The sequence below is a fragment of the Vreelandella venusta genome (genome assembly GCF_015689495.1).
Taxonomy (GTDB): Bacteria; Pseudomonadota; Gammaproteobacteria; order Pseudomonadales; family Halomonadaceae; genus Vreelandella; species Vreelandella venusta.
Genome location: NZ_CP065135.1, coordinates 285,611 through 298,492, shown reverse-complemented (window position 1 = coordinate 298,492; position 12,882 = coordinate 285,611). Strand labels below are relative to the sequence as shown.

At 50.5% G+C, this 12,882-nt stretch carries 12 protein-coding genes; 4 read left to right on the top strand and 8 right to left on the bottom strand.

Features of this window, described 5'->3' with window-relative positions:
• Nucleotides 1-183 precede the first annotated feature (183 nt).
• Nucleotides 184-1,152: a LysR family transcriptional regulator gene (locus tag IR195_RS01445; protein WP_206048562.1), complete on the top strand. Its 969-nt coding sequence runs from the start codon at nucleotides 184-186 to the stop codon at nucleotides 1,150-1,152.
• 135 nt (nucleotides 1,153-1,287) lie between these two features.
• Entirely contained in the window at nucleotides 1,288-1,836 is a 549-nt protein-coding gene (locus IR195_RS01440; protein WP_206048561.1) for a hypothetical protein, read from the top strand.
• A gap of 42 nt (nucleotides 1,837-1,878) precedes the next feature.
• Here the strand turns inward: IR195_RS01440 and IR195_RS01435 are convergent, their stop codons facing one another.
• Together IR195_RS01435 and IR195_RS01430 are read right to left on the bottom strand one after the other, a co-directional pair.
• Complete coding sequence (locus IR195_RS01435) at nucleotides 1,879-3,681, bottom strand: TRAP transporter permease (RefSeq protein WP_125745092.1); 1,803 nt, start codon at nucleotides 3,679-3,681, stop codon at nucleotides 1,879-1,881.
• An 87-nt stretch (nucleotides 3,682-3,768) separates the two neighbouring features.
• Nucleotides 3,769-4,746: a TAXI family TRAP transporter solute-binding subunit gene (locus IR195_RS01430; protein ID WP_125745090.1), complete on the bottom strand. Its 978-nt coding sequence runs from the start codon at nucleotides 4,744-4,746 to the stop codon at nucleotides 3,769-3,771.
• 441 nt (nucleotides 4,747-5,187) lie between these two features.
• Here IR195_RS01430 and nhaD point away from each other — a divergent pair, with 441 nt between their 5' ends.
• Nucleotides 5,188-6,666, top strand: coding sequence for a sodium:proton antiporter NhaD (gene nhaD, locus IR195_RS01425; RefSeq protein WP_125745088.1), 1,479 nt, complete (start codon nucleotides 5,188-5,190; stop codon nucleotides 6,664-6,666).
• A gap of 59 nt (nucleotides 6,667-6,725) precedes the next feature.
• On the opposite strand, the gene IR195_RS01420 is transcribed toward nhaD, so the two are convergent.
• The 5 genes from IR195_RS01420 to IR195_RS01400 all read right to left on the bottom strand — a co-directional run bounded on the left by IR195_RS01420 (nucleotide 6,726) and on the right by IR195_RS01400 (nucleotide 11,577).
• Complete coding sequence (locus tag IR195_RS01420; RefSeq protein WP_206049727.1) at nucleotides 6,726-9,251, bottom strand: EAL domain-containing protein; 2,526 nt, start codon at nucleotides 9,249-9,251, stop codon at nucleotides 6,726-6,728.
• A gap of 86 nt (nucleotides 9,252-9,337) precedes the next feature.
• Nucleotides 9,338-10,009 carry a glutathione S-transferase family protein gene (locus IR195_RS01415; protein WP_125745086.1) on the bottom strand — a complete coding sequence of 224 codons (672 nt, stop codon included), beginning with the start codon at nucleotides 10,007-10,009 and terminating at the stop codon, nucleotides 9,338-9,340.
• A gap of 226 nt (nucleotides 10,010-10,235) precedes the next feature.
• Nucleotides 10,236-10,814, bottom strand: a complete 579-nt coding sequence (locus IR195_RS01410; protein ID WP_125745084.1) for an antibiotic biosynthesis monooxygenase — start codon at nucleotides 10,812-10,814, stop codon at nucleotides 10,236-10,238.
• Nucleotides 10,815-10,960: 146 nt separating this feature from the next.
• Complete coding sequence (locus IR195_RS01405; RefSeq protein WP_206048560.1) at nucleotides 10,961-11,341, bottom strand: hypothetical protein; 381 nt, start codon at nucleotides 11,339-11,341, stop codon at nucleotides 10,961-10,963.
• Between the two features lie 8 nt (nucleotides 11,342-11,349).
• Entirely contained in the window at nucleotides 11,350-11,577 is a 228-nt protein-coding gene (locus IR195_RS01400; protein WP_172419657.1) for a DUF2835 family protein, read from the bottom strand.
• Nucleotides 11,578-11,694: 117 nt separating this feature from the next.
• Here IR195_RS01400 and IR195_RS01395 point away from each other — a divergent pair, with 117 nt between their 5' ends.
• A complete protein-coding gene (locus IR195_RS01395; protein WP_125745080.1) occupies nucleotides 11,695-12,315 on the top strand; it encodes a putative metalloprotease CJM1_0395 family protein in 621 nt (206 codons plus the stop codon).
• A 51-nt stretch (nucleotides 12,316-12,366) separates the two neighbouring features.
• Here IR195_RS01395 and IR195_RS01390 read toward each other — a convergent pair whose 3' ends face one another.
• The gene (locus IR195_RS01390; protein WP_206048559.1) at nucleotides 12,367-12,846 is read right to left on the bottom strand and encodes a C40 family peptidase; all 480 of its coding nucleotides are present in this window, start codon (nucleotides 12,844-12,846) and stop codon (nucleotides 12,367-12,369) included.
• Nucleotides 12,847-12,882: the final 36 nt, after the last annotated feature.

Here is a 12,882-nt window from a genome sequence, read left to right as displayed (position 1 = left end):
AGCAACCCAACGTGCGCCACCTTAGTGTAATGTGGTTTAAACTCTTTTGTCTTCACCTGTCCATTAACGGGAAAGAATAGCTAGCTTTTCCATAATGGCTTGCTGGGTATTCGTTGATAAAGCTGATCGACACCACGACCCAATAATGATGCATTAAGAGACGCCCCAGGAGTTTCGGTTGCTATGAATATTCGCCATCTGACCTTTAGGTTGCTCCAGGTATACGTAACCGTCGTTAGATGTGGCTCCATCAGCGAAGCCGCAAGACAGCTTCACCTTACCCAGCCAACCGTCTCACAGCAGTTGAAACGCCTCCGAGAAGCGGTAGGCAGCCCGTTGTTAGAACAGCATGCCCAACAGCTGACGATGACCGCCACAGGGCAAGCCCTTTATCAGGCAAGTCGGGATGTGTTGGGGCGCTTTGACGACTTCGCAGATCAGCTCAGTGACTTACAGTATGGCAGCAAGGGGCGATTTAGTATTGCGCTCGTGAATACTGCACAGTACGTTTTACCACGCCTCTTAGGACCTTTTAGCCAGGCGTTCCCTGATGTCGATGTCACTGTGCATATCGGTAATCGTCGACAGGTATTGGCGCGTTTTGAGCGTCAGGAAGATGATCTTTACGTCTTTAGCCATCCACCTGCGCTTGCTCACGCGGTCGCGTCACGCTTTATGCGCAACCCCTTAGTTGCCATTGCCGCCGCCGACCACTCCCTGGCTCAACAGGAAACCGTGACGATGGAGCAGCTACTAAGTGAGCGCTTACTGCTACGTGAGCCAGGCTCTGCCACACGTATGCTATTAGACAGCTGGCTGCAAGAGCACGGACTGACCATGCAAAAAACATTACAGATGGCCAGCAACGAGGCCATACGAGTAAGCGTGGCCGCCAATATGGGCGTTGCAGTGTTATCTGAACACGTGTTGCCTAATGAGCATCCTGACCTCGTGGTGTTACCCGTTCAGGGGCTACCTATTGAGAGCCACTGGCAATTTATCGTGCGTAATGATCAGCGCCTTCCGCAGTCAGCACAACGCTTTCTTCACTACGCTCACGAGCACCTGACACTGTGGATTGAACCGCGCTTTGTATGCAATGAACTAGACACCCTGCTGAATGCCTACCCGACGTTTCCCTTGCGTGGCTAGGGCTTCGATTAATTAACTTGCAGACGCAACAACGCCCGTTAATGCTTAAAAGTTAGATGACGTTTCTCACAATGCGTTGCTGAGTGGCTCCCTACTACCTTGCGGTCAACATAACTATTTTCGAAGGAATTCGCTGTGCAAATTGCCACCCTCGGCCCTAGCGGCAACAATCATGAATTAATTGCTCTGCGCTATTTAGCAAAGCATGCTCAGCCATCCACCAACCTGCATCTTTTCGAACAGTTTGAAGAGGCGTTTGAAGCGCTGATTGAGGGGCGAGTAAGCCACCTGCTCCAGTGCACTGCTCACTTTGCCCACAGCGATTGTGTAGGCCGCTATATGCACCGCGCCTATCCGGTCGATGCCTTTATTGCAGGCAGCAAGCCTTTAGCATTAGTTGCTCAACGCGGCATTGCCACCCCTCGCCATGTGGCTATTCAGCCAGCTACCCGCCATTACACAGATTTAAGCAGCTTTGGCGATATTATCGAAGCACCCACGACGATTGCCGTGGCTGAAGGCTTGCTAGCGGGTACCTTTGAGGCCGGGATTTGCGCTGAAGAGGTCATGAGTCAAGCGCCTGAGCAACTTAAGCTGGTGGCGTCGCTGGGGCCTGCACTAGATACCTGGGTGGTGTATGCCACCACCCCGTTACCGTCCACGTCACCGCTGCTTTTAAGCTAGCGACCTTTTAACCAAGTGCTGTTTGCTATTAAGCAAATACCCTTAAACGATAAAGATAACAGCCGCGCCCGCCACCACGAGCATTATCCGCAGCCAAATGGCTTTACGGGCGATGACACCAAACGAAATAGCCGTTAAACCAGCGGCTATTTTTAAACCATCGAGCAAAGCACCCGCTGGATTAAAAGCAAGCTGAATAACGTCAGGGTTCGCGACCATCGCTAATGGAATGATGTACAGCCCTATGCCCAAAGCCATGGCCTTAAGCGCTACTTTCAGCCAGTTTTCACCTACCATTCCCGCCGCGATAAACACTCCTCCACAGACAGGCGGCGTAATCGTCGAAAGCAGCGCATACCAAAATACAAACAGGTGCGCCAACAACGGCTCTAATCCGAGCGATATAAGCGCGGGTCCAGCCACCGACACACAAATGACATAGGCTGCTGTTGTTGGCACCTCCATCCCCAAGATCAGGCAGGCCAGTGCGGTTAACAATAGCGCAGGCCATAGCAGGTCATTTGAGAGCGATAAGATACCCGACGTAATCTTTACGCCAAGACCTGTCAACGAGAGCACACCAATCACTAGAGAGGCGCACAAAATAATCGCGCCAATAGTGGCAATTTGACGCCCCGCGGTCACCACCGCATCCGCTAAGCGATTTGCAAACCCAGCAATTGAGAAGCGCAGCGTAACATCAACCAGCAGCAGCGCTGCACCGGCAAATATCGCAATACTGGCGGCATATTGAGGTGTGTACCCGCCGTTAAAAATACGCTCTAACAATAGTACAAACGGCACCGCAAAAAAGAGTGACGTGATCAGCACTTCTTTGGCGGCTGGCTGCTCGCTGGCATCAATCGGCTGCAAGTCATGGCGCGTTGCGTAGGCATTAATGCCCATCCATACCGTCAGAAAATAGAGCACAGCGGGTAGCGTTGCTGCGGCCATGATTTGTGTATAGGGCGTGCCGGTTAGCTCTACCATGACGAATGCTCCCGCCCCCATCAGCGGTGGCATTATTTGCCCGCCTGAAGACGCTACCGCTTCTACCGCGCCCGCAAACGAACGCGGATAGCGCAAACGTACCATAGAGGGAATCGTAATCGCCCCAGTAGAAGCAACGTTCGCTGAGGCTGAGCCTGAAATGGATCCCATCAACGCCGATGAAATTACCGATACTTTGGCTGCACCACCGGTTAAGCGCCCAGCAACGGCACTCGCTAAATTCATGAAACCTTGGCCAGCTTCGCCAGCATTCAGTACCGCACCAAAGATCACAAAGATAGCTACGACACCAACACTAACCCCTGTTAGCGAGCCCCATAGCCCCCCTTCTGCAATCGTCAATGACCCCACCATGCTTTGCAGCGGCAACCCCGGGTGGCCAAATGCGCCAGGCACATACTGGCCAAAAGCGCCGTAAAGTAGTGCCATTAACGCCACCAACGGCAGCGGCCAACCAATCGCACGCCTAGCGGCCTCCAGGGCCAGTACAATTAAGAAAAGCCCAATCGCCATCTGCAGATGGGTATCAATAAAGCCATACTGATTCGCCAGTGAGGCTTCATTAAGCGCGATGTAGCCGCAAGCGGCTACCCCCAATAGCGTCAGCCCCCACCCACTAATGCGCTGAAAAGGGGTTTTCGCCATATAGATCAACACCCAAGGCAGCAGTAACGCCATATGCAATGGCCTGCTCACCAGGGCGGGCGTTAAACCATAAAAAATAAGTCCTAAGTGAAACCCAACGCTAATGACACCTAGCGCAATCCAACCAGGGGACGCCACCGCATTCGGTGTGGCGTTATCAGCCGTCTGAGACGAAAAAAGAGCATGCATGCCGAGTTGCCTATCCCTATAAAACAACGCAACGGCCTACAGACCGTTGCGTATTATCAGTGCAAAAAAATGCTGCTAAGACAGCCTCTATCGAAGAGCGTCAGGCACATCGACTCCCGCTTCTTCATAATAACGCAGCGCACCGGGGTGCAGCGTACCGGCCATATTACTCAGCATATCGGGCGAGATACTGCTCCACCAAGCCGTTTCTTCAGCCATGGCATCGCGACGTTCCCAGAAGGTTTTTGTCAGGGCATACGCGGTATCGTCATCCATTTGTGTGGTCGTGTAAGCGATAACCGGTAGTGACGTGGTTTGCACATCCTCGTCCACGCCTGGGTACGTGCCACCAGGAATCGTCTGACGAGCAGCGCCTGTTTGCGCTATCTGCTCATCGCTAAAGCTAACCAGAGTGATTGGCATGCTGGCAGCCGTTTCAATAACATTCGGGGTTGGGAAGGAGCTGGCCGTCACAAAGGCATCAATCTGACCATTTTTTAACGCATCTGGCCCACTTCCAATAGAAGCGTCAGCAACACGCACTTTCTCTTCCAGCCCAAACAGCTCTAAATACCGAGTAGCTTCCCGAGCGCCAAAAGTTCCTCGGCCGATTAAGATGTGCTTATCTTCAAGCGCAGCCATATCGGTCACACCGCCATCGCCTGCGATCACAAAATGCATGGTGATAGAGGGAATCGGAAACAGGCCGCGAATTTCTTGGAAACGAGGGTGCTGACGTTCGGCAAACGCCCCTTCCCCAGCCATAGCCTGTTCAACTAAGGCTGGCGGCGTAGTGAAGACATAGTTTCCTTGCCGAGCCATCACCTCCATCACATTCTGCACCGAACCCTGGCTTTCTTCTAACGTCAGGATAATGGCATCGTCAGTGCCTTGGCGCACTGCCTCAGAGAGTTCAACACCCATCTGGTAATAGGCGGTGCCCGCCGATGCTGATTTATAGGTAACCCGTGTTTCTGCTTGTGCTGTCATGGCAGCAGCGGCCAGGGCAAGCGTGGCGGCCGAGACGCCTAACGTGCGATAAAGGGAGCGGAGTGAGTGGTGCATATAAGTTCCTTAACGTGTCCAACGGCCAGCTGTGTGGCCTCGTTTTTATTGACTAAAAGTGACGACAAAAGCTAAATTGCAAGCCTTTAGACGCAGCATAATGATCAACCATACCAACGCAGCCATCAATATGGTCGCGCATGTTGCTCAATTTTATTACAGCCTGAAGAGCGACCTACAGGCAGCCAATAGACTTACAAAGCAACGGAGACCAATAAATATCGTCACTCTATTATGTTTATCTGATTTATGATTAAACTCTTTACATTTATTTTGCCATATTACTATTAGCTAAACGGATAATTTCCAAAAAAAAGACGTAATTACTTGCTTATCAAAGCATTTCATTCGGTTTAATTCCGTATTGCAATGCAATATAACTTGTTAAACTAACGGCGCTTATTCCCCCTACCTTTTAACCAATATAAGGATAAACACGCCATGCCGACGTTACATAATGACCCAGGCCAGCTTCGAGTTTCTCGTTGCTGGCCTTTTTTGTTAGCAGCCTTATTATTATGCATGAGTCCTTCCGCTTTTGCAGTGACTGGAGATATCGACTTAACCTCATCAAGCGTCGGATTTTTTGCCGTAGCAATCTTCGTGCTTGCCTATGCCTTAGTAATGGCAGAAGAAAAGATCCACATGCGTAAGTCTAAACCGGTGCTGGTTGCTGCCGGTATTATTTGGGGACTCATTGGCTGGGTGTACGTCCAAAACGGCATGTCCGATACGTCAGAGCATGCGTTTCGTGTGACACTTTTGGAGTTCACCGAGCTAATGCTGTTCCTGCTGGTTGCCATGACGTATATCAACGCCATGGAGGAGCGCCGTGTATTTGATGCTCTGCGCTCGTGGATGCTGCGCAAAGGCTTTAGCTACCGCCAGCTGTTCTGGCTAACGGGCGGCCTTGCCTTTGTACTATCTCCCATTGCCGATAACTTAACCACAGCGCTACTAATGTGTGCCGTTATCACCAAGGTTGCTGAAGGGGATAAACGCTTCATTAATCTTGCCTGTATCAACGTTGTTGTAGCCGCCAATGCCGGCGGTGCCTTTAGCCCCTTTGGCGACATCACCACGCTGATGGTCTGGCAAGCAGGTATTATCCAGTTCCAGGAGTTTTTCATCCTCTTCCTACCTGCCTTGGTCAATTTCCTGATTCCTGCTGTCATCATGAGTATATTTATTAAGGATCAGAAGCCCAGCAGCGTGTATGAAGATGTATGGCTCAAACGCGGCGCACGGCGAATCATTGCGCTGTTTTTGATTACTATTGCCACTGCTGTACTGTGCCATACGCTGCTGCACTTGCCGCCTGTACTCGGCATGATGACCGGGCTTGGCTACCTACAGTTCTTCGGCTATTACCTACGTCGCAGCCTGCCTCGCTCGTTGGAACGCAAACGTGAACGCTACAGCCGCCAAGGCGATAATAAAAAGCTTGAGCAGTTGGGTGGCGTGGTGCCGTTTGATGTTTTCAATCGTGTCGCCCGCGCCGAGTGGGACACACTGCTGTTCTTCTACGGGGTGGTTATGTGCGTAGGGGGCCTTGGCTTTATGGGCTACCTTGGACTGCTTTCCGAAGCGCTTTACACCGGCTGGAACGCCACCTGGGCCAATATTATCTTGGGGGTTGTGTCAGCGGTAGTCGATAACATTCCGGTAATGTTCGCAGTTCTAACCATGGAACCGGAAATGTCCCACGGGCACTGGCTACTGATTACGTTGACGGCCGGTGTAGGGGGAAGCTTGCTCTCCATTGGCTCCGCAGCTGGGGTTGCCGTGATGGGGCAAGCGCGTGGCGCTTATACCTTTATGGGCCACCTACGCTGGGCACCGGCTATTTTTCTAGGCTACGTCGCCAGTATCATTGTGCATATGTGGCTTAACGCCAATAGCTTCGCCGTCTTTGGTTAACGAGCTGTTAACAGCAGTTCAAGCCCGCGTCACGCGCTAACAAGCGCTACGCGGGCTTTTTAGTACGCCTCAAATAAATACTCAATTGGCGTCGGGCGACCAAATAAATAGCCCTGATAGCGATAACAGCCATGCCCTTTAAGCCAATCAAACTGCTCTTTTTTCTCGACGCCTTCAGCCACTACGTTTAAACCGAGGCTGACCGCTAAAAGAATCGTGGTGTCCACAATCGCGGCATCGGTTTTGTCCGTCAACAATTCACGAATAAACGACTGATCAATCTTTAGCTCATCCAATGGTAAGCGTTTCAGATAGCTCAGCGACGAGTAGCCCGTGCCAAAATCATCCAGCGCGAAGCGAATACCTTGGGAGCGAAGCTTTAACATGGTGCTGCGTACTCGCGTGGGTTCGCTCATCAATAGACTCTCAGTCACTTCCAACACTAAACGACTAGGCGGTGCCTGGGTTTGTGCTAACAAGCTTTCTACATCTCGTACAAACCCAGGCTGCTGGAACTGCACCGAACTCACGTTAACTGAGATAGTGAGCGCCTCATAAGCAGGCTGCTGCGCCCATTTTGCTAACTGCTCACAGGCTGATTTCAACACCCAGTGCCCAATAGGCAGAATCAGCCCGTTTTCTTCCGCAAGGGGAATAAAGGTGGCTGGTGATACCCAGCCCCGCTGTGGGTGATACCAGCGTAATAAGGCCTCAACGCCAGTAGTAACGCCTTGATGATTAACCTGCACTTGGTAATGTAGCGACAGCTCATTGTGCTCTAAGGCTTGATGCAGATCCCCCTCTAGCTTAGCCCTCTCCAGCACGCTGGTTTGCATCTCCATATTAAAAAAGCGTAACGAATTTCCGCCAGCCGCTTTGGCTTGCTGTAGTGCCATATCGGCTTGTTGTAAAACACTGTTCACACTCAAATCCAAACACTTAAACAGTGAAATACCAATGCTGGCGGTAATCGGCATAGCCCTGTCGTTACGCAGCTTAGCAACCGCCTCTAAGAGCTGCCTTGCAAGGCGCTCAGCATTGTGTGTTGCTTTACCTTGCTGTTCACCTAATGTATTTAACAGTACGACAAACTCATCGCTACTAAAGCGGGCAACGGTTGCCTCCTGAGGCAAATGTATTTGCAAACTTTGGGCGACATTAATCAGTAATTGATCGCCACTCTCGTGGCCCTGGATATCATTCACCAATCTGAAACTATCTAAATCAACAATAAAGATTGCGCTGAAGTTTTTTGTGCAATTATTTTTATCCGTGACATCGGCTAATAATTCCATAAGGCGACGACGGTTCGGAAGGCCAGTCAATGCATCATAAAACGCCAAATGGTGGGTTTTAGATTGCATCTCCAGATACTCAGTTAATTCAGTGGAGATACCGCATAAGCAAGGCGCTTCACCTGGCGCCATTGTCAATGGCATCTTAATTGATAGAAAAGTACGCACATGCTCCTCACCTTGTAGCATATGACGCTCTTCAATCGTTACTTTCCTTCCTGATTCTAAAATATTTTTATCAATTTCTTTTATTTCCTCAGCGCTTTTGGCACTAAAAAAATCATCATCATACTTTCCAACAATATCCTCTATTGGCCGCTTAAAAAGTTCACTTATTCGACGATTGACGTAACGATACTTTAGCGAGGAAGACTTTATATAGATATATGCATCTACACTATCTAAAATCGTCGTCAATAGTGCCTCATGGGTATTTAACTGTTCTCGATTAATCTTCATACGGCGTTTAAGCATTATATTGCCTAAAAGCGCTACAACAAGCAGTAACACTAGCAAGCTAATACCACACCATGCCCAGGCGGGAATTAGCTGGGATGGTCCTGGCGTAGCCCGCCATGCACTTAGCGTTTCATAATAAGCAGAGCCTTTATCCTGCTTCCATCGACGTAGAACATCATCAATACGACTCAATACCTCATCAGGAAGTTGTGGGGATGCAGCATAGAACAGCCTTGCTGGCTGAAAAATAACAGGTGTGTCACTCAACCCATAATCGTGAGCCCGCCAGCCGCCAAATAGATGGTCGGCGGCCACAAGGTTTGCATCTCCATCCGCCACTGCCTGAAACCCTTCAGAGAAACTACTTACGGGCAGCCAAGTGACGTTGATATCAAAACGCTCGGTTACCGTCTCCAAATAGCGTTGCTGAACGGAGCCTGATACTACAGCTACACGCTGCTGCTCAAGATCAAAAATAGCGCCGATCTTGGCCCCTTCGTGCTGATAAAGCTGCGACCAACTATGCATCACCGGCTCTTCATGAAACGCGATACGCTGGGCACGCTCCTCACTCCAGGCAACATCAGGGAGTAAGTCAATGTCCCCTTGCTCTAATAGCGCAAGACACTGCTGAAAGTCACATTGAAGGCTTTCAAGCTGCCATTGCTCTTCTTCGGCAATCGCTTGCAAAAGGTCGCCTAGCACGCCTCGTAGGCGACCTTCATCGTCAGCGAAGAGTTTTGGCGGATTATGGTACACACCAACGGTCAGTGTCTCAGCCGATACGCGAGTTGTTGCTAAACATCCAGCTAGCAGTAATGTTCCCGACATAACGTGGGCTAGCACGCACAATGCCCCCTTTTGAGTAGCAGAGGAGCGAGGTCCGCAACAGCTCAACGTCTGGAACATAGATAAACCTACGCACCCGGCATGGTAAGGGGGCCAGCGCGCTCAACTACACGTTGCCAGGCAGGATCACTTTCAATACGTGCCACAAACGCAGCAATAGCCGGATACTTTGCCAACGATTGTGTCGCGGCGATGGCCTGTAACGGAAAGCTCATTTGTATATCGGCCCCGCTCGGCCAGTCACCCGCAAAATTACTTCGTTTGCCTAGGTGAGACTCAATTATGCTTAGATGTTGTTTTAGTTGGGGTTGAATAAACCGCTGCTGCACCGTTGAACTAATTCCTTTTGCTAACGGTTTAATCAGCCACGGAGACTGCTTAGGCAATTGGCTAAAGACCAGCCCCATCACAAGCAGCGGCATTAATGAACCTTCAGCATAGTGGAGCCAGTAACGATAATTTACCCACTCATTACGGTCTTCTTCAAAGAGCTGACCTTTGGTATTACCGTAGCTGTTGACGAGATAATCAATAATTGCCCCAGACTCTGCTATGGTCAGCTCACCGTCGGTAATCACCGGCGACTTACCCAGCGGGTGAATTTTTTTAAGTGATTCAGGGGCTAGCTGAGTTTTAGGATCGCGCTGATAAACCTCAATATCGTAATCAAGGCCAAGTGTTTCCAGAAGCCATAAAATACGGTGCGAGCGGGATTTTTCGAGATGGTGAACGCGGATCATAACGACTCCATGGGGCGACTTGGTACGCTAGTGCACCAACGTCAGTTACTCTTTTACTGCAAGCGTATTTAGCTTAGCACTATTGCAGCGTTGAACCCCATGAAGTTTAGCAATTATTCACGTTGTTAAAGAAACCCAAAGAGCATGGCTTAAGATGTTATTAGATAAAATTAAGCCCATGTTTTAACTCATTTTAATATACAGGCACACTCTCACCCATTCTGCACTACGTTCTATGCTCATGACGCCAACGAGACAATATATCTAATGGCGACCATTTCCCTTCCAGCCAAGGTGCCAGTAAGCGCGTAGAAAGTGGAATAAATAAAAACACCATGACAGGCGTCAACATCATCGTACTGACCAGAACACGAGGCACCATGGGCCAGTCCGCTAAGATACTGCCAAATACCCAGTTAAACAGCAGTGAAATGGGGAAAAAAGCTAACCATACGGCGATGGCTTGTTTCCAACGCGGAGGCGTCGTACCCGAACTGGACTGAAACCAAGCATCTAAACCGGTGGCACGGTGCTCATGCGGAGCGTCATACAACCCCTTACCTCGCTGTAGCCATGCATTCCGCGAAGCCGAGTGCTCCCAGGCTGTTAACGTGTCACTGCTACTAAAGCGGAAGATAATTTGATATTCGTCATCGCTATTGGGTGGTGCCAAAACACCGGACCCCAAATAACCGGGAAAGTCAGCCGCCAAGTCGCGGCCTTCGTTCAACCAACGGTTAAAATCATGGTAACGGCCGCTCGCCACTCGACGGGCTACCATTAACGTGACAGGTGAGGCAGACATGATATATCTCCTAATGTGATCACAGCGAATTGCCGGGTAGGCAAGCTGTTTGTCTTCAGGTGGGTAATCCCAAAAACAGTGCTCGCATTATACAGGCAAAGATGATGCCATGTGGTGATATTGGAGTGGTGACAGGGGGGTAACTACTAGCCAGGTAGTGGCTGACGACGTTCGCCACGCTGAAAAGACCTAACGTGTAAGTAAATATCAATGGCGCTGCGAATTGCATCGGCCTCTAGGGCATCAGGTACCACGATAGGCCCTTTCACCTCCCCTCCTGAGCGCAAAACCCTATCCACATCAGCACGATAGCGTTCCAAAAGGTGTTCTATGTTGATACGCACACGATGCACTTCTAGCGAGAAAGCATGTCTTTGTTCGTTACGCTTAACGACATCCAATGGATTTTCTGCCACTTCGATTAGGCTCTCCAGGGTATTGAGCACTAATTTTTCGGCTCTATTTAGATTGGGTATAACGGCATAAATGAGTTCATGGAGCGTTAGATTTGCATCGCTATGGTGCATATGCCAAGTCAACTCGTTGAGAGAGGCTGAATGTTGATAAAACGCCCCTGGTCAGAAAACTCCAATCGATAAACGCCATGAATCCCCTCTTGTCCTACTATGCGGCGCAGCGCTTCAGCAGGAAAAATGACCCAGCGACCATCGACACTACGCGTTCGTACGTTCGAGTAGCGTCCTTCGTAATGTGCTAGGCACTCACTTTTCGATAGATGAATAACAACATCAATGATTGGCATGTGAATGATTAACCAAACAATAGCTAAGCGGTCGTTTTAGGCACAACGATTACGTGCTGCGATTTCTACATAGATGCTCTATGCTAACGCAAACAGCTTATCCTTCGGTAATTGCTTATGGATCTTTCTACCCTAACCCCCTTTGTTTCTTCATATGCGTTACCGCAGCCTAAGGTAAGCGACCCACAGGCTGAGCGAATGCCGTCGGAAGAACAGAAAGCCCGCGCCTCTGAAACTACACCAGCAAGTGAAGAGACGGACTCATCCGCCAGTCGCGAAACGACCGGTCCTACGCGCCCAGACGGTACGCCGCTAGCACCGGAAGAGGTCCAGCTTTTAGAACAACTTAAGCAAACTGACCGGGAAGTTCGCCAGCATGAAATGGCCCACCAGACAGTAGGTGGCCCCTACACCGGCGGTGCCAGCTATGAGTACGAAGTTGGGCCAGATGGCAAACGCTATGCAGTGGCAGGCGAAGTTCCCATTGACTACGGCCCCGTACCAGGTAACCCCACGGCGACTATTGACAAGATGCAAACGGTCATCGCGGCAGCGTTGGCGCCGGCAGAACCATCTTCTAAAGATATACAGGTAGCCGCTCAGGCAAGACAGTATTTATTGGAAGCCAAACTGGAAGCCGCTCGCGAGCAGAGCGAAATGAATGCTGCGCGAAGTGCTGGGGAGGCTACTACAGATACAGAAGAAGTGACCACAACAGCTGATGAGCAGGCAGCCTGATCGGTTGGCTTTCCTACATTGGATTGCAATTGCTCCCCCTATTAATGTCGCCTAGGGTGCTGGCGAAGCAGCGCCTAAAAAGCGCTGATTCCAGTAATCGATATCCAGTGGCACGCTGACCACGCTTCGACCGCTACCAGGGGCATGTATCATCTGCCGATTCCCGCCATAAATGCCAACGTGCGTGGCTTTGGCGCCGTCCCCAAAGAACAGTAAATCACCAGGGCGCGGCGTATCTACCTGCGGCAGCGCGCGGAACTGGTCGTCAGCAGTGCGGGGCACGCGGATGCCTGCGGCGCGATAAGTCATTTCCACAAGTCCCGAACAATCCAGCCCCTCCGGCGTGTTACCGCCAAAGCGGTACGGTGTGCCAATCGCTTGCTGGGCATGAGAGAGAATCAGCGCACGCTCCATCGACATACCCGCTTGATCACCGGCGCCGGGGGCAGTCGTGATCTCCTTGCTGGCACATCCTGCTAATAACAACAGCGTGAATAGCGTTAACAGTGAGGACAGACGGATAAACGGCATACATCGCTCCGACTCAGCATGTTAGCAATACTTATA